Origin of the sequence: Rathayibacter sp. VKM Ac-2927 (genome assembly GCF_022815525.1) — a bacterium.
GTDB classification, from domain to species: Bacteria; Actinomycetota; Actinomycetes; order Actinomycetales; family Microbacteriaceae; genus Rathayibacter; species Rathayibacter festucae.
In genome coordinates, this window is record NZ_JALGRT010000002.1 from 316,781 (window position 1) to 333,965 (window position 17,185).

Here is a 17,185-nt window from a genome sequence, read left to right on the forward strand (position 1 = left end):
AGCAGGGGCGTCAGGGGTGGGCGGCCACGAAGGCGCGGCGCTCCTCGCGGCGGGTGGCCTGGCGGACCGGGTCGGCGACGGGGGCCGCCAGGAAGAGGCGCTGGGTGTAGGCGTGCTCCGGGCGGGAGGTGACCTGGTCGCCGTCGCCCCACTCCACGATCTCGCCGTGGTACATCACGGCGACGCGGTGCGAGAGGTGCCGCACGACGGCGAGGTCGTGCGAGACGAAGAGGTAGGCGACTCCGGTGCGCTCCTGGATCTCGGTGAAGAGGTCGAGGACGCGCGCCTGGGTGGAGAGGTCCAGCGCCGAGACGGGCTCATCGCAGACGATCAGCCGCGGCTCGAGGGCGAGCGCCCGGGCGATCGCGATCCGCTGGCGCTGACCGCCGGAGAACTCGCGCGGCAGGCGGTCGGCCGCGGACTGCGGCAGCCCCACCTGGTCGAGCAGCTCGCGCACCCGCTGGGAGGCGACCTTGGCGTCGACCTTCCGCACGGTGAGCGGCTCGACCAGGATCTGCTCGATCGTCAGCGACGGGTTGAGCGAGGTGTACGGGTCCTGGAAGACGACCTGGATCTCGGAGGAGAGCCCGCGGCGCTGACGCCGGTCGAGGTGCGCGATGTCGCGCCCGTTGTAGAGGATCTCGCCGCCGGTGACCGGGGCGAGCCCCAGCACCGCGCGGCCGAGCGTGGTCTTGCCCGAGCCGGACTCGCCGACCAGGCCGACCGTCTCGCCGGGGCGGATGTCGAGCGAGACGCCCTTGAGCGCCTGGAACGGCTTCGCGCGGAAGCCCTTGCCCGGGTACTCGACGACGACGTCCTTGACGTCCAGCAGCAGCTCGGACGGTGCGGCGGGTGCGGCGCTCATCGGCTCGACTCCTTCACGGCGGTGGTGGCGACGAGCGGTCCGCGGGCGGGCCCCTCCTCGAGGATCGCGTCGAACAGGGCGCGGGTGTAGGGGTGACGGGGGTCGGCGAAGATCGAGCGCACGGGCCCGGTCTCGACGATCCGGCCGTCGCGCATGACCGAGACGCGGTCGCACAGGTCGGCGACGACGCCGAAGTTGTGCGTGACGAGGATCATGCCCATGTTCAGCTCCGACTGCAGCTCGCGGAGCAGGTCGAGCACCTCGGCCTGCACCGTGACGTCGAGCGCGGTGGTCGGCTCGTCGGCGATCAGCAGGTCGGGGTCGCAGGAGACGGCGCCGGCGATCAGCACGCGCTGGGCCATGCCGCCGGAGACCTCGTGCGGGTAGGCGTCGAACGTGCGCTGCGGGTTGGGGATGCCGACCCGGGCGAGCAGGCCGAGCGCCCGCTCCTTCGCCGCCGCCTTCGAGAGGCCGAGGCAGATCCGCATCGGCTGCACCAGCTGCGTGCCGATGGTGAAGGAGGGGTCGAGGTTCGACATCGGCTCCTGCGGGATGTACGCGATGCGCTTGCCGCGGAGCTTGGTCATCTCCTTCTCCGACAGGTGCGCGAGGTCCTTGCCGTCGAAGACGATCGAGCCGCCGGTGATCCGGCCGCCCTCGGGCAGCAGGCGCAGCACCGACCAGGCGGTCTGCGTCTTGCCCGAGCCGGACTCGCCGATCAGGCCGTGGATCTCGCCGCGGCGGACCGCGAGCGAGACGTCATGGACGACCGTCTTCACCGAGCCGTCGTTCTGGCCGTAGCCGACCGAGAGGTTCGTGACGCGGAGGATCTCCTCGGCACTGCGGGCGCCGGCCTCCTCCTCGTGGACGACGGTCTTGGGCGCCGCGGCGTCCTCGTCGAGCATCGTCTGGATGCCGATGGTGGAGAGGCTGGTCGGCACCGTCGCGGGCGCCGAGGCCGACTTGCGCTTCTTCGAGCGCTTGGCTCCGGAGGCGCTGCGCTCGAGCTCGTCGCGCATCGCGTTGCCCAGCAGGGTCAGCGCGATGGAGGTGAGCGCGATCGCGAGGCTCGGCCAGAGCATCAGGATCGGGGCGTTGAAGACGTTGGAGAAGCCGTCGTTGAGCATCGAGCCCCAGGTGGGGATCGACAGGTCGCCGAGGCCGAGGAACTCGAGTCCCGCCTGGATCGCGATCGCGATGCCGGCGACCAGCGAGGCCTGGATGATGACGGGAGCGCGGACGACGGTGAGGATGTGCCGGGCGATGATCCGGCCGTTGCTGAGTCCGGAGACCCGGGCCGCGTCGACGAAGAGCTCGCCGCGCACCGCGGTGACGGAGGCGTAGACCAGCCGGTGGAAGGCCGGCGAGAGCAGGACACCGAAGATGGCCATCGAGAGCCACATCGACGGGCCGATGACGGCGCGGGCCGCCAGCAGGACGACGAAGCCGGGCAGCGCCATCACGAGGCCTGAGGTCCAGGCCGAGACGGAGTCGAACCAGCCGCCGAAGTAGCCGGCCAGCAGTCCGCTGGTGACGCCGATGACGACGGCGACCGCGAGCGCGACCAGGGCGCCGGCGAGGCTGAACTGGGTGCCGAAGAGCAGTCGCGAGAGGACGTCGCGGCCGGCGCTGTCGGCGCCGAGCAGGTGCGCGGCGCCGGGCTCGGCGAGCACGTCCTGCAGCGAGGCGCGGTTCGGGTCGGCCGGGGCGAGCAGCGGCGCGAAGATCCCGGAGAGGACGACGATCGCGAGGAAGACGAGCGAGACGAGCCCGACCGGGTTGTGCAGCAGGCGGCGGAAGAGGTGCGTGCGGGCGGCGCGCTCCTCCACTCCGACCGACGGGGTGCTGGCGGGCAGCGGAGTCGTGGCGGTCATGAGAGTCGCACCTTCGGGTTGAGCCAGCCCTGGAGCAGGTCGATGAGCAGGTTGACGATGACGACGATGATCGCGGTGATCAGCACGAGGCCCATCACCAGCGGGATGTCGCCCTGGGTGGTCGCGGTGACCGCGACCTGGCCGAGGCCGGGGATCGCGAAGATCTGCTCGACGATGACGGCGCCGCCGAGGAGGCCGATGAACTGCACGGCGAGGACGGCGAGCGCGGGGCCGCCGGCGTTCCGCAGCACGTGCTGGAAGACGATCCGGTTGGCGGGCAGGCCGCGCGAGCGCAGGGTCCGCACGTAGTCCTGGCGGAGCGCGTCGATGACGGAGCCGCGGACCTGCTGGGCGACGCCGGCGATGCCGCCGATCGCGAGGGCGATGATCGGCAGGGTGACCGTGGCGATCCAGCCCGAGAACGAGTCGGTGAGGTTGACGTAGCCGGTGGGCTTGAACCAGCGGAGGTTGATCGCGAAGACGGTGACGAGGCCCAGTGCGATCAGGAAGCCGGGGATCGCGAAGCCGAGGATCGACACCAGCTGCACGAGCTTGTCGGCCCAGCCGCGGCGGACCGCGGCCCAGACGCCGAGCACGACCGCGACGATCGCGGAGATGATCGTGGCGCCGATGACCAGGGAGAGCGTGACGGTGACGCGGGTGGAGATGGCGGTGGTGACCGCCTGCCCGGTGAACCAGGAGCTGCCGAGGTCGCCGGTGACGGCGTGGCCGAGCCAGCCGAGGTACTGCGACCAGATCGGCTGGTCGAGGCCGAGCTGCGCGGCGCGCTGGGCGACCGCCTCCGGCGTCGCGTTCTGCCCGAGGATGCGGCGGGCGATGTCGCCGCCGCCGAGATAGAGGAGTGCGTAGGCGACGACGGAGATCAGCACCACGAGGATGATCCCCGAGACGACGCGTCGCAGGATGAACCTGGTCATCAGTGGTCCTTCGAACGGAGGAGGGCGCGGGCCTGATCAGCGGATCGGGCGGCGCGAAGAGAGGGAGCGGGCGGGTCGACCGGAGCCGACCCGCCCGCTGATCCGGATCAGGCCGGGGTGATGTTCCAGAGGTACGGGTAGGCGTTGCCCGTCTGGGTCTCGACCTTGGTGTTCGCGTCGGTCACGAAGCTCGACTGCTGGCGGTACCAGGGGGCGAACCAGGCGTTCTCGACCGTGTAGGCGTTGACGGCCTGGACGGCGGCGGCGTAGCCGGACTCGTCCGCGGTGCGGACGGCCTCGATCAGCGTCTCGAGCTCGGGGTCGGCGTTCTTGAAGGGGTTGAAGATCGCGTTGGGGCTGAGCTCGAAGTTGATCAGGGCCCAGTCGGGGTCCTGCTGCAGCGTGAGCCAGGTGGCGGCGTACTTCGGGGCGAGGACGTCGGCGATGAAGTTGTTGCCGGCGTCGGTGTAGGTGACGGTGATGCCGACCTCGGAGAGCTGCTGCTGGATCAGCGTGAAGGTCGAGGAGCCGACGAGCGAGCTCGAGGGCATATTCAGCTCGAAGCCGTCCGGGTAGCCGGCCTCGGCGAGGAGCTCCTTGGCCTTCTCGGGGTCGTAGGGGTAGTCGTCGTCGAGCGACTCGTCGTAGCCCTCGGAGGAGGTCGGGAAGATCTGCGTGGTCGGGGTGCCGTAGCCCTGGCCGATGGCCTTCAGCAGCGACTCCTTGTCGAACGCGTAGTTGATGGCCTGGCGGACGCGGACGTCCTTCAGGGCCGGCGCGATGGTGCCGTCGCGGTCGAGCAGCAGCAGACCGGTCCAGTTGAGCTCGAAGGCGTTGACGGTGAAGCCCGACGCCTCGATCTCCTTGAGGTCGTTGTTGTCGACCGTGTTCGCCGCGTTGACCTGACCGCCCTTGATCGCGTTCACCAGAGCGGTGGAGTCGCTGTAGACGTTGATGTTCAGGTTGTCGTAGTGGACCGAGTCCTCGTCCCAGTAGCCGTCGCGCTTGGTGAAGGCGTAGGAGGTGCCGATGACGGTCTTCGCCGCGTCGAGCTCGTAGGGGCCGGAGCCGACCGGGACGGTCTGGATGTCGGCGGACTCGAAGGCGGAGGGCGCCTCGACGAGGCCGGCGTTCTGGGTCAGGTAGAAGAGGAACGTCGGGTTGGCCTGCTTGAGGGTCACCGTGACGGTCGAGGCGTCGGTCGCGACGGCGTCGGCGAGGTCGGCCATCTTGTTCGTGTCGGGCGAGTTGCCGTCGCGGAAGCGGATCAGGTTCTGCGCGACGGCGTCGGCGTCGAGCGTCGATCCGTCGGAGAAGGTCACACCGTCGCGGATCTTCAGGGTGAGGACCGTGTTGTCCTCGTTGTAGGTCCACTCCGAGGCGAGGCCCTCGGTGATGGTGCCGTCGGGCTCGGCCCGCAGCACGCTGTCGTAGACGGCCTGCATGTACGGCGACTCGTTGGCCCAGTACGAGTCCGCCGCGGCGAACGTCGACAGGGTCTGGATCGCACCCAGCGTGAGCGTCTCGCTCGAGCCGCCGGAGGCGCCTCCGCCGGAGTCGGCCGCGCAGCTGGTCAGGCCGACCATCGTGGTGACGGCGATCGCAGCGGCCGCCAGCCTCTTCCATCGGAACATCTTCGGTCTCCAGGTTCTCCCGGTTCTCCCATGAACCGGTGCCGAGGAAGCTAACACGAAAAACAGACGACCCCTAGGTTTTGGGAAGAAAAACTTCGGCCCGTTAGGTTTTCGTGATTCTCGTGACCGTTCACGTCTCGCGAGGCGCTTGGAACTGGGCGCTGACGGGGAGCTTTCCGAAAGCCGACTCGGCACCAGGTTTTTGACTCGGAAACCTCTAGCGGCTAGGTTTCTCGCACCGGAGGCTCCGTGCCCCCTCGCAACGATGCGCCTGGAGGCACTTCATGGCACTCCCCACCTCTCCCCCGCGGCGACCGCGCGGGCAGTACGCCAAGACCGCCGCCCGGCGTGCCGAGATCGTGGCCGCGGGCCTGGAGGTCTTCTCCGCGAGCGGCTACCACGCCGCGTCGCTGCGCGAGATCGCCGAGAAGGTCGGGCTCAGCCAGGCCGGCGTGCTGCACCACTTCGCCAACAAGTGGGAGCTGCTCTCGGCGGTGCTCACCCTCCGCGACGACCACTCGATCGTCCGGGTGCCCAGCGGCGACGCCGTGCCCGGCATCGACACGGTCCGCGCGCTGATCGACCTGGTCGCCTACAACACCGAGATCCCCGGCCTCGTCGAGCTGCAGTGCGTGCTCTCGGCGGAGGCGACCCACGCCGACCACCCGGCGCACGAGTACTTCGCGAACCGCTACCGCTTCATCGTCGACCTGTTCACCGGCGCGTTCGGCGACATGCTGACCCGCGGGCAGCTGGTGCCGGGCGTGGATCCGCGCAGCGCCGCGATCCGCGTCATCGCGACCATGGACGGGCTGCAGGTGCAGTGGCTCCTCCAGCGCGACTCCCTCGACATGCAGGCCGAATTCCGGCGCACCGTGCAGACCCTGACCACCGTGGAGGTGTGACCGTGGGCTTCTCCCGCGAATCGACCCTGGCCGCCGTCCTCGACCACGGGGAGGCGGGCGACGTCGTGCGCCGCTTCGTCCCGGGTGTCGTCAACTCGCCGCTGCTGGTGCAGCTGCGCTCCGCCCCCGTCGGACTCGTCGTGGGGATGGATCCGCTGCTGAAGGCGGACCCCGAGCGCGAGGCCTCGTTCTGGGCGGCGCTCGACGCTGTCGACGACTCCGGAGTCGCGGCGCCGCGGCCGGAGCGGGTGGCGGTGCTGCCGCGCGCGGACTACGAGGGCGAGGACGTCGCTGTCGCGTCGGCCGTTGTGCGACCTGTCGCGGTGGGGACCGTGTGGGCGCCCGCCGAGGTCGTCGTCGACGGGCCGGCGCACGGCAACCCGTTCGTCGACGTCGAGTTCTCGGCGGAGTTCTCGCTCGGCGACGAGACGGTGCGGGCCGGCGGGTTCTACGACGGCGACGGGGTGTACCGGGTGCGGTTCCTGCCTCCTGCCACCGGCGTCTGGAGCGTGACCACCGCGTCCACCGCGCGCTCGCTCGACGGGCTCACCGCCTCCATCACCGTCGAGGCCGCCCTGCCCGGCGCGCACGGGCCGGTGCGGGTCGCCGACACCTTCCACTTCGCGCACGAGGACGGCACCCGGCACCTGCCGCTCGGCACGACCGCGTACGCCTGGACGCACCAGAGCGAGGCGCTGCAGGAGGCGACCCTCGCGACGCTCGCGGACGCGCCGTTCACCAAGGTGCGGCACTGCGTCTTCCCGAAGGCCTACCTGTACAACACGAACGAGCCGGAGCTGTACCCGTTCGAGCGCGACGGCGACGGCTGGGACTTCGACCGCCCGGTGCCCGCGTTCTTCCGCCGGCTGGAGGAGCGGGTCGCGGATCTCGACGGGCTCGGCATCCAGGCCGACGTGATCCTCTTCCACGCCTACGACCGCTGGGGCTTCTCGGACATGGGCCGGGCCGCCGACGACCTCGTCACCCGGTACGTGGTCCGGCGCCTGGCCGCCTCGCCGAACGTCTGGTGGTCGCTCGCCAACGAGTACGACCTGCTCTGGTCGAAGAGCGTCGACGACTGGGAGCGCCTCGCCGCGCTCGTCGTCGCCGAGGACCCGGTGGGCCACCTGCTCTCCATCCACAACTGCTTCGGCTTCTACGACTACTCCCGGCCCTGGATCACGCACGCGAGCGTGCAGCGGATCGACGTGTACCGGACCGCCGAGAACACCGACGCCTGGCGTGAGCAGTGGGGCAAGCCGGTCGTGATCGACGAGTGCGCCTACGAGGGCGACATCGACCAGGGCTGGGGCAACATCACCGGCGAGGAGATGGTCCGGCGGTTCTGGGAGGGGGCGGTCCGCGGCGGCTACGTCGGCCACGGCGAGACGTACCTCAACGACCGCGAGGAGCTCTGGTGGTCGAAGGGGGGCGAGCTCGTCGGCGACAGCCCGGCGCGCATCGCCTTCCTGCGGCGGATCACCGCCGAGATGCCGGACGGGCGGATCGACCCGCTGCCCTCCGACTGGGACGCGCCCTGGGGCGGGGGCGGCGGCGTGCAGCTGGTTTACTTCGGCTTCAACCGGCCGCGGTTCCGGCAGATCGTGCGCGACCCCTCCGACTCCTGGATCGTCGACGTGATCGACACCTGGGGGATGACCGTCTCGCGGGTGCCCGGGGTGTTCTCCGGGTCGTTCCGGGTGGAGCTGCCGGCGCGGCAGTTCATGGCCGTGCGGCTGACGAAGGTCGTGTCGTGAGCGGGGTGCCGCCGCGGGTGCGGGTGATCTCGGACAACGACTACTCCGGCGACCCGGACGGGCTGGTGCAGCTCGCGCAGCACGCGCTGTCGGAGTCGGTCGAGCTGGCGCTCGTCGTCGGCTCGCGGCTGCGGCCGGGCGACCCGTTCGACGCCTCCGACCGGACCGCCGACAACGCGGCGGCGGCGGCGCGCGAGGTGCTCGCGCTCTGCGGGCGCCCGGACGTGCCGGTGGTGGCGGGGGCGAACACTCCTGATGCTGATGTCTCGGACGCGGCGCGCGCGATCGTGGCGGAGGCGCTGCGGGACGACCCGCGGCCGCTGTACCTCTGTGCCGGCGCCGGGCTGACCGAGGTGGCGGCGGCCCTGCGCCTCGAGCCGTCGATCGCCGCCAGGATGACGCTGGTCTGGATCGGCGGGCCCGAGCACCCGGGCCTGGCCGTCCCTCCGCCCGGCGCGATGCCGATCGAGTACAACCTGCTGATCGACGTGCCCGCCGCCGCCGAGGTGTTCGCGTCCGCGCTGCCGATCGAGCAGTTCCCGCGCGACGCCTACCGGCAGCCGCTCGCCTCCGTCGCCGAGCTGCGCGTGCGGATGCGCACCGCCGGCGAGCTCGGCCGGCACCTCTTCGACGCCCTCGACGGCGTCTTCCGCATGGGCGCCGCGCACGGCCTCAGCTTCGGCGAGACCTACGCCCTCGGCGACAGCCCGCTCGTCCTCGCGACCGCCCTGCTCTCCGCCTTCGAGCCCGACGCCTCCTCCAGCCGCATGGCACGGGTCCCCCGCCCCTCGATCACCCCCGACGGCCAGTACGGCCCCCGCGCCGGCACCGGCCCGGACCTGCGCGTCTACACCCACGTCGACACCCGCCTCCTCCTCGAGGACCTCTACGCGAAGCTCGCCCTCCGCGCCGCGGAGGCCTGAGCGCGGGGCGAGCCCGCCGGACGCGAGTGGACGCGCACCGGGCTCTGCGCAGGCCCGTACGCCGGTCCGCGTCCACTCGACGCACCCGGAGTCACCGACTGGACACTTCTCGGGTCCCGAGCGGCAGCTGGAGCCCGAAACGCGTTCACTCGTGGAACGCACCCACCCCTGCTGGTCGAGCAGCCGCGCGGCGGCGTATCGAGACCGACGTGTCCGAGCGCCGGCCGCACGTGTCGGGCTGGATCCGGCGCGCGGTTCGACACTTTCTGTGGTTTCGAGCCTGCGGAACCAGCAGAAAGTGTCGAATCGGGATGACCGGCGCACGTGGTCCGGCGCAGACGGTCGTCTGCGTGCGTGGCGGACGACCGTTCGTGACGGATCGAGGCGGGCGCGGCTCAGCGCTGGGGGTCGCCGCCGAGCTGGCCGATGGGGGGCAGGGGGCCGCCGTCGTCGGCGCCGGTGCGGCGCCAGCGGGCGACGGCGTTGCCGAGGTGGTAGATCACGAGGGCCGCGGCCGCGCCGAGGACGATGCCGCCGAGCTCGAAGCCGCCGGAGCTGAAGGAGAAGCCGGCGATCGCGATCACGAGGGAGACGGCGGCCGTGTACTGGTTGACCGGGCGGGAGAAGTCGACGCGGTTGTCGATCCAGATCTTGATGCCGATGACGCCGATGAGACCGTAGAGCGCGGTGGTCGCGCCGCCGAGGACGCCCGCCGGGATCGAGTTGAAGACCGCGCCGACCTTGGGCGAGAGGCTGAGCAGCACGGCGGTGACGCCGGCGACCCAGTACGCGGCGGTCGAGTAGACGCGGGTCGCGGCCATCACGCCGATGTTCTCGCCGTAGGTGGTGGTGCCCGAGCCGCCGAACGCGCCGGAGACGGTGGTGGCGATGCCGTCCGCGATCAGGGCGCGGCCGGTGTGCTGGTTGACCGAGGAGTCGGTCATCGTCGCGACGCCGCGGACGTGGCCGACGTTCTCGGCGATGAGCACGAGCACGACGGGCAGGAACATCGCGATGCCGGACCACGTCGATCCGGACGCGAAGTCGGGGAAGCTGAACGGCGGCAGGCCGACCCAGGCGGCGTCGGCGACGGCGGAGTAGTCGATCTCGTTGCGGATCAGCGCGACGACGTAGCCGATGACGACACCGACGAAGATCGAGACGCGGCCGAGGAAGCCGCGGAAGAAGACGCTGCCGAGGATGATCGCGGCGAGCGTGACCGTCGCGGTGACCGGCGCCTGCTGGAAGCTCGACCAGGCGGTCGGGGCGAGGTTGAAGCCGATCAGCGCCACGATCGCGCCGGAGACGACCGGGGGCATCAGGCGGTCGATCCAGCCGAGGCCGGCGAACTGCACGACGAAGCCGACGAGCGCGAGCAGCACGCCGACGGCGACGACTCCGGCGAGCGCCGATCCCGTCCCGCCGACCGCCGTCGCCGCGGTGACCGGGGCGATGAAGGCGAAGCTCGAGCCGAGGTAGCTGGGCAGCTTGTTGCGGGTGATCAGGAGGAACAGCAGCGTGCCGACGCCGGAGAAGAGCAGGGTCGTGGCGACGGGGAAGCCGGTGAGCACGGGCACGAGGAAGGTCGCGCCGAACATGGCGACGACGTGCTGGATGCCGATCGCGACGGTCGCGGGCCAGTTGAGCCGCTCGGCGGGGCCGACGACGGCTCCGGGCGCGACGGTGCGGCCGTCGCCGTGCAGGGACCAGATGGGCATGGGGCTCCTCGGCGGGAAGGGGGATGGGGGCGCTTCAGAGTAGCGAGGCGGCGGGCGGGCGACGGCGGCGGTCCGGCGGACCTTTGGTACGCGGAATCGGCTCCGGCACGCGGGAAGCCGCCGGAACCACGAGCCGGAGCTCGAATCACGAGCCAGAGGTACGCGGGGCGACCGGTGGCGCAGCTCCGGCACGCGGAATCGGCTTCGGCACGCGGGAATCCAGAAGAACCGCGAGCCGAAGCCGGAACCGCGAGCCGGAGGTTCGCGGCGCGGGCGGAGGCGCAGCTCCGGCACGTGGAAACGGCTCCGGCACGCCGGGATCCGGCAGAACGACGTGCCGGAGCCGGAATCGCGAGCCGGAGGTGCTCCGAGCAGGCGGCGCCGCCCTCCCGTGACGCAGCCGGGAGCCGAGTCGGCGCGCCGGTGAAAGAACGGCGGGCGTGCCGGACAGGAGGGAGCATGAGGCACATGCCAGCTCCCCTCGCGGGTCCCGACCGCTTCGCCGCGCTCGCCGGCGTGGTCGCCGACCCCGTCCGCCGCTACCTCTGGCGCCGCACCGACGAGGCCACGGCCGACGACGTGCTCGCCGCCACCCTCGCCGTGCTCTGGCGCCGCGTCGCCGACGTGCCGGAGGACGACCCGATCGCCTGGTCGATCGGCGTCGCCCGGCTGCAGCTGCAGAACGCGCGCCGGATGCAGCGGCGCCAGGTCCTGCTCACCCACCGCATCGCCGTCGTCGACCCGCCGCAGGAGGTGCGCGGCCCGGACGGGCCGTCCGCCACCGACGACGCCGTGCGCTTCGTGCTCTCGCGGCTGCGCGAGTCCGACGCCGAGCTGCTGCGGCTCTGGTCGTGGGAGGAGCTCGACGCCCGCGGGATCGGCGAGGTCCTCGGCATCACGCCGAACGCCGCGTCGATCCGGCTGCACCGCGCCCGCCAGCGCTTCGCGGAGCTCTACGAGAGCCGCGCCGCCCAGGACCCGACGACCTCAGAAGGAGGAGCACGATGACCGCGATCGAGGACTCGGAGCTGCGCCGCCTGGTGCGCTCGACCGACCCGGCGGAGGGGCTCGCCCCGCTCACCCGCGCGCAGCTCGCCGAGCACCGGGAGCGGGCGACGGGCGGGCAGGCGACAGGCGGGCCGGCTGTGGGCGGGCCGGGCACCGACCCCGGCGACTCCGACCCCGCCGCCGTCCGCCGCCGCCGCTCCCCCTGGCTGATCGTCGGGGTCGGCGCGCTCGCGGTGGGCGCCGCCGCGTCGCTCCTGCTCCCCTTCGCCCTCGGCGTCACCACCGGCGGCTCCGCCTCCGCGCTGCGGCTGCCCGCGACCGGCGGGCCGATGGACCAGTGCGCGCCGGTCACCGCCGAGGCGCTCGCGCCGTCGCAGCTCGCCTTCCGCGCCGAGGTCGCCTCGATCGACGACGGCACCGTCACCCTGCGCGTGATCGACCGCTTCGCCGGCGATGTGGGTGACGCGGTGACGGTGACCCAGGCGGCGGAGTCGGCCGTCGACGGCGCCCCGATCGTCTTCGAGCGCGGCATCGACTACCTGATCGCCGCCGACGGCGACACGATCCTCACCTGCGGGCTGAGCGCGGCCGACTCCCCCGAGCTGACGAGCCTGTACCGGGAGGCGTTCGCGCAGCGGTAGTCGCGGATCTCAGGCGAACAGCCCGAGCACCCACCCGAGCACGAGCGGGCCGAAGGCCACGGCGAGCACCCCGAGCCCCAGCACGAAGCCGACGAGGCTCACGCGCGCGCCGCGGAGCGTCTCGTCCGCGCGCAGCCGGTTCCGGGCGCCGAGCGCCAGCACGATCGCGACGACGGCGAGCGCCGACGCGAGCAGCGGGACGCCGACCAGCAGCGCGCCGAGCACCGCGACGCCCGCGCTCGCGAGCGCGCGGGAGTCGACCGGTCGCGGAGTCGTGCGGGTCTGCTCGGTCATGCTCCGAGCCTCGCACAGGGCGGCGAACCGGGGCGAACCACCCGCCCGGTCGCACGCGCACCCCCTCGGTGGCAAGGGGCTCTGCAAACGCCAGGAGCGCGGCGGAGGGTGGGAACACCGACGATCCTTCTGGAGGCAATGGTGTACTTCCACGTTCAACGACTCATCAACGACATCGAGCAGGACGAGCCGGATCCGGCCGCCGCGAACGCGCTGCAGGAGGGCCTCGGCGGGCAGTTCGGCGAGATGCGCACGATGATGCAGTACCTCTTCCAGGCGATGAACTTCCGCGGCGCGGACGCGAAGCCGTACCGCGACCTGATCCAGGGCATCGGCACCGAGGAGATCGGCCACGTCGAGCTGATCGGCACGACCATCTCGCGCCTGCTCGACGGCTCGCCGCGCTACCAGGGCAAGCCGACCGACCCGTTGGACACCCCCGGTGCCGGCGGAGCGACCCCGCTGAACATCGCGCTCGACACGGGCAACATCCACCACTACCTGGTCGGAGCGCAGGGCGCCCTGCCCGTCGACTCGGTCGGCAACCCGTGGAGCGGCAGCTACGTCTACAACTCGGGCAATCTCGTGCTCGACCTGCTCTACAACCTCATGCTCGAGTCCACCGGACGCCTGCAGAAGTGCCGCATCTACGAGATGACGCAGAACAAGACCGCGCGCTCGACGATCGCCTACCTGATCGTCCGCGACCAGGCGCACGAGAACGGCTACGCCAAGGCGCTGGAGACCCTCGGGATCGACTGGAAGAAGACCCTGCCGATCCCGAAGACGAACGCCGAGAAGTTCCCCGAGGTGAAGAAGCTGGTCGACCTCGGCCTGCAGAGCAAGCAGTTCACCTTCGACCTCGAAGGCGCGTCCGAGGCGGGCAAGATCTTCCGCGGAGCCTCCCCCTCGAACGACGGCACCGACCTCTCGGCGAACGAGCAGGCTCCCGAGGGCGTGCCGTCGACGATCGCGCCGGAGCGCTTCGAGGAGTTCTCGCCGGGCCTGGACCCCGAGCTGCTGAAGCTCATCCAGACCACCGCCGAGATGGAGCTGGACGAGATCACCTCGTTCTACGGCCCCACCGCGAAGTAGCACGACCCCTCCGGTCCCGCGCGGTCGCTTCCGCGCGGGACCGGTCCGTTCCCAGGAGACAGGCCCATGCCGACGTTCCGGCTCCTCGAACCCCACCGCGTCGCGGGCGTCCCGCTGCGCGACCTCGGCGACGGACTCGCGCTGATCGGCGACGGCGACGTCCTGATCCGCAGCGTCGCCCTCGCGCACCGCGAGATCTCCCCCGGCGCGCTCTTCGCCGCGCTGCCCGGCCGGCGCCGCCACGGGGCGGACTTCGCCGACGAGGCCGCCGCGGCCGGAGCGGTCTCCGTCCTCACCGACGAGGCCGGGCTCGCGGCCGCGCGGGCGAGCGGCCTGCCGGTGCTGGTGTCCGCGGATCCCCGGGCCGCCCTCGGCGCGATCGCCGCCCGCGTCTACGGCACCGACCGCGACCGCCCGCAGCTGCTCGGCGTCACCGGCACCAACGGCAAGACCAGCACCGTGCACCTGCTCGACGCGGTGCTGCGCCGGCTCGGCGTGCCCTCCGGCCTCAGCTCGACCGCGGACCGCCGCAGTCGCGACACCGTCGTCGCCAGCCGACTGACCTCGCCCGAGGCGCCCGAGCTGCACGCGCTCCTCGCCCGGATGCACGAGGACGGAGTCGCGTCCGCCGCGATCGAGGTCAGCGCGCAGGCGCTCATCCGCTCGCGCGTCGACGGCCTCGTCTTCGACGTCGCCGGCTTCACCAACCTCAGCCACGACCACTTGGACGACTTCGGCGACCTCGGCGCCTATCTCCGGGCGAAGCAGCGGCTCTTCCGCCCCGACCGCAGCCGGCGCGGCGTCGTCGTCGTCGACACTCCGGAGGGGCGGACGGTCGCCGCGGAGGCGGAGGTCCCGGTCGTCACCGTCGGCTCCACCACCGAGGCGGACTGGCACGTGGACGTCCTCGCGCTGAGCGCCGACGCGACCCGCTTCCGCCTGACCGCGCCCGACGGCTGGACCGTGACCACCTCCGTCCCGCTGATCGGCCGGCACATGGCCTCGAACGCGGCGCTGGCCCTGGTGATGCTGATCCAGGCGGGGCACGACCGGGACGCGCTCGCCCGCGCCGTCGCCGACGGCATCGACGTCGCCGTCCCCGGTCGCACCCTGCTCGTCTCCGGCGAGGCCGGACCGCGGCTCTACGTCGACTTCTCGCACACCCCCGACTCCGTCGCCCGCACGGTCGACGCCCTCCGCGAGGTCACGCCGGGCCGGGTGCTGGTGATCCTCGGCGCGGACGGCGACCGCGACCCGAGCAAGCGCGCGCCGATGGGCCGCGCCGCCGCCGAGCGGGCGGACCTCCTGATCGTCACCGACCACCACCCGCGCTTCGAGGACCCGGCGCGGATCCGCCGGGCGCTGCTCGACGGCGCCCGCGACGGCCGCTGCGAGGTGCAGGAGATCGCCGAGCCCGCGCAGGCGGTGCGCGCCGCCGTCGGCCGGGCCGGGGCGGACGACTCGATCCTCTGGGTCGGCCCGGGCGACACCGACTACCGCGTGGTGCTGGACCAGGACCTGCCGTATTCGCCGCGCGCCGATGCGGCGCTCGCTCTGGCGGAGGCGGGCTGGGCGGTCTGAGCCGCCGGCTCCCGCGGCCCCGTGCTTGACTGGCCGGGTCGTCGCGACCGGAGGGGGTGCAGGTGTTCTCCTCCCTCCCCGTGCGCCGGGTGCAGAAGCACCCCTCCGCGCTGGAGTCCGTCGTCTGGCCCGCGACCCTGCCGGCGGTGCGCCAGGTGCTCGACGAGGGCTGGGACCTCGGCCCCGTCTCGGTGATCACCGGTGAGAACGGCTCCGGCAAGTCGACGCTGCTCGAGGCGATCGCGCTCTCCTACGGGCTGAACGCCGAGGGCGGCTCGACCGGCGCGATGCACTCGACCCGCGTCTCGGAGTCCGACCTCTCCCAGCAGCTGCAGCTCGTGCGCGGAGCGGGCGCCTCGAAGCGCGGCTTCTTCCTCCGCGCGGAGACGATGCACGGCTTCTTCACCTACCTCGAGGACATCGGCCTCGGCGATGCGGACTACCACGAGCGCTCCCGCGGCGAGTCGTTCCTCGACATCGTCGTGAACCGCTCCCGGATCCGCGGGCTCTGGCTGCTCGACGAGCCGGAGTCGGCGCTCTCGGTCTCGGGCTGCCTGGCGCTGATCGGGCAGCTGCGGTCGCTGGTCGCGGGCGGCTCGCAGGTGATCCTCTCGACGCACTCGCCGGTGCTGGCGGCGCTGCCGGGCGCGGACCTCTACGAGCTCGGCGAGTGGGGCCTTCGCCGCGCGGAGTACGACGCCCTGGACCTCGTGCGGACCTGGCGGGGCTTCCTCGGCGACCCGCAGCGCTACCTCCGGCACCTGGACTGACCGGGGCCGCGCACAACATCAGCCGAGAAGGGTGGGCCTCCTCTGTGGGGGGAGGGACCCCCTTCTCAGCTGATGTCGTGCGCGGCTCACCGGCAGGCCGGCGCGGTCAGGCCGTTGAAGGCGAAGCTCTCGCCGGGATGGGCGGGGCGGATCGACGTGCGCAGGTGCTCGAAGGCGGCCTGCGTCGTCGCGCCCGCTCCGGGCGTCGCCGCGCACTGCAGCGACGACGAGGCGAAGGAGTCGACGACCGGCCCGGAGCCGTCGGCCGCCTCGGCAGCGATCTCGGCGCCGATCGCGTAGCCGCTCCCCCGGCCGGTCAGCGCCGTCATCGTGCCGAGCACGCGCGGCCAGACGACGGAGTCGCGGAGCGAGCGCGGGGCGGACGCCCCCGGCGACCCCGTCAGCTCGACGTTGAGCACCGCACCGTTCAGGTGCACCGTCGACTCCCGGACCCCCGAGAAGGCGCCGTCGATCTCGTGGGCGAGGCGGACGATCTCCTGGGCCGGGCGCTCCTCTTGCACGCGGATCACGGCGCCGCCGCGCGAGTCGGTCGCGGGCTGCTCGATCGTCCAGTCGAGGTCGCCCTCCGTGAGGGCGGAGCGCTGCTCGAGGAGGAGATCGAGCGCGTCGAGTGCGGTCGCCGCACTGGTCGGGGCGAGGACGATCGCGAGGACGGGGTAGCTCTCGACCGTCCGCACCGAGAGGCTCCCGTCGATGCCGCGGCGCAGGGCGTCCCAGGCCTCGACCGGTGCTGTGCGCTCCCGCGGATCCGCGATCGACAGGACGTCGTCGCCGACCCGCAGCACCAGCTCGCTCGAGCGCCGCCCCGCCGGAGCCGCGCCGAACGCCGCGTCGATCGCCTCGGATGCCGTGGCGGCGACGGCGACGAGGCGCTCCGCCGGGCAGTCCTCCCGGGCGGTGACCTCGACGTCGAAGACCGCCTGCTCACCGCGCACGAGGAGCGGCGCCGGCCGCCAGTCCGCCCTCGCGCTCTCGACGCAGTCGTCGGCCGACAGCGCCAGCTCGAGTCCCTCCGCCGGCCCCGTGCCCGTCGCGACGACCGCGATCGTCAGAAGTACCGCCGCGCCCGTGAGCGCTCGTCCCCGTCGTCCCACGCCGTTCCCCCGCCTTCGCTTGCTGCTCTGTGATGACGGTGACAGTATCGACTTTCGATAGGAAACG

General features: G+C 72.2%; 15 protein-coding genes. 8 read left to right on the forward strand and 7 right to left on the reverse strand.

Going from position 1 to position 17,185, the window contains the following annotated elements; genetic code table 11:
- Window positions 1-10: 10 nt before the first annotated feature.
- From MT353_RS06710 to MT353_RS06725, 4 genes are all read right to left on the reverse strand, one after another.
- Complete coding sequence (locus MT353_RS06710) at window positions 11-865, reverse strand: ABC transporter ATP-binding protein (RefSeq protein ID WP_127887476.1); 855 nt, start codon at window positions 863-865, stop codon at window positions 11-13.
- Window positions 862-2,739, reverse strand: coding sequence for a dipeptide/oligopeptide/nickel ABC transporter permease/ATP-binding protein (locus tag MT353_RS06715; RefSeq protein ID WP_123705419.1), 1,878 nt, complete (start codon window positions 2,737-2,739; stop codon window positions 862-864). The genes MT353_RS06710 and MT353_RS06715 overlap by 4 nt, the downstream gene beginning before the upstream one ends.
- Window positions 2,736-3,677 (reverse strand): ABC transporter permease, encoded by a 942-nt coding sequence (locus MT353_RS06720; protein WP_123736712.1) that lies wholly within the window; start codon window positions 3,675-3,677, stop codon window positions 2,736-2,738. Before MT353_RS06720 ends, MT353_RS06715 begins: the two co-directional genes overlap by 4 nt.
- Window positions 3,678-3,784: 107 nt before the next feature.
- Window positions 3,785-5,311 carry an ABC transporter substrate-binding protein gene (locus MT353_RS06725; protein ID WP_243623912.1) on the reverse strand — a complete coding sequence of 509 codons (1,527 nt, stop codon included), beginning with the start codon at window positions 5,309-5,311 and terminating at the stop codon, window positions 3,785-3,787.
- Window positions 5,312-5,595: 284 nt separating this feature from the next.
- Between MT353_RS06725 and MT353_RS06730 the strand changes: the two genes are divergently transcribed.
- Genes MT353_RS06730 through MT353_RS06740 form a run of 3 tightly spaced genes read left to right on the forward strand, consistent with a single transcriptional unit; the run spans window position 5,596 to window position 8,896 of the window.
- Window positions 5,596-6,216, forward strand: a complete 621-nt coding sequence (locus MT353_RS06730) for a TetR/AcrR family transcriptional regulator (protein ID WP_132437468.1) — start codon at window positions 5,596-5,598, stop codon at window positions 6,214-6,216.
- Between the two features lie 2 nt (window positions 6,217-6,218).
- Window positions 6,219-7,973 carry a DUF5605 domain-containing protein gene (locus MT353_RS06735; RefSeq protein ID WP_243623913.1) on the forward strand — a complete coding sequence of 585 codons (1,755 nt, stop codon included), beginning with the start codon at window positions 6,219-6,221 and terminating at the stop codon, window positions 7,971-7,973.
- On the forward strand, window positions 7,970-8,896 hold the full coding sequence (locus tag MT353_RS06740; protein ID WP_243623914.1) for a nucleoside hydrolase: 927 nt from the start codon (window positions 7,970-7,972) through the stop codon (window positions 8,894-8,896). The genes MT353_RS06735 and MT353_RS06740 overlap by 4 nt, the downstream gene beginning before the upstream one ends.
- Window positions 8,897-9,291: 395 nt before the next feature.
- On the opposite strand, the gene MT353_RS06745 is transcribed toward MT353_RS06740, so the two are convergent.
- On the reverse strand, window positions 9,292-10,614 hold the full coding sequence (locus MT353_RS06745; protein ID WP_243623915.1) for a uracil-xanthine permease family protein: 1,323 nt from the start codon (window positions 10,612-10,614) through the stop codon (window positions 9,292-9,294).
- 468 nt (window positions 10,615-11,082) lie between these two features.
- Between MT353_RS06745 and MT353_RS06750 the strand changes: the two genes are divergently transcribed.
- Together MT353_RS06750 and MT353_RS06755 are read left to right on the forward strand one after the other, a co-directional pair.
- On the forward strand, window positions 11,083-11,622 hold the full coding sequence (locus MT353_RS06750; protein ID WP_243623916.1) for an RNA polymerase sigma factor: 540 nt from the start codon (window positions 11,083-11,085) through the stop codon (window positions 11,620-11,622).
- Window positions 11,619-12,263 (forward strand): hypothetical protein, encoded by a 645-nt coding sequence (locus MT353_RS06755; RefSeq protein WP_243623917.1) that lies wholly within the window; start codon window positions 11,619-11,621, stop codon window positions 12,261-12,263. The genes MT353_RS06750 and MT353_RS06755 overlap by 4 nt, the downstream gene beginning before the upstream one ends.
- A gap of 9 nt (window positions 12,264-12,272) precedes the next feature.
- Here MT353_RS06755 and MT353_RS06760 read toward each other — a convergent pair whose 3' ends face one another.
- Window positions 12,273-12,557, reverse strand: a complete 285-nt coding sequence (locus MT353_RS06760; RefSeq protein ID WP_132437903.1) for a hypothetical protein — start codon at window positions 12,555-12,557, stop codon at window positions 12,273-12,275.
- Between the two features lie 141 nt (window positions 12,558-12,698).
- On the opposite strand from MT353_RS06760, the gene MT353_RS06765 reads away from it, so the two are divergent.
- The 3 genes from MT353_RS06765 (at window position 12,699) to MT353_RS06775 (ending at window position 16,003) form a co-directional block, all read left to right on the forward strand.
- Window positions 12,699-13,652: a manganese catalase family protein gene (locus MT353_RS06765; protein ID WP_127888570.1), complete on the forward strand. Its 954-nt coding sequence runs from the start codon at window positions 12,699-12,701 to the stop codon at window positions 13,650-13,652.
- Between the two features lie 66 nt (window positions 13,653-13,718).
- Entirely contained in the window at window positions 13,719-15,233 is a 1,515-nt protein-coding gene (locus MT353_RS06770) for a Mur ligase family protein (protein ID WP_243623918.1), read from the forward strand.
- A 62-nt stretch (window positions 15,234-15,295) separates the two neighbouring features.
- The gene (locus MT353_RS06775) at window positions 15,296-16,003 is read left to right on the forward strand and encodes an AAA family ATPase (protein ID WP_308197511.1); all 708 of its coding nucleotides are present in this window, start codon (window positions 15,296-15,298) and stop codon (window positions 16,001-16,003) included.
- An 86-nt stretch (window positions 16,004-16,089) separates the two neighbouring features.
- Here the strand turns inward: MT353_RS06775 and MT353_RS06780 are convergent, their stop codons facing one another.
- Complete coding sequence (locus MT353_RS06780) at window positions 16,090-17,118, reverse strand: hypothetical protein (protein WP_243623920.1); 1,029 nt, start codon at window positions 17,116-17,118, stop codon at window positions 16,090-16,092.
- Window positions 17,119-17,185 lie beyond the last annotated feature (67 nt).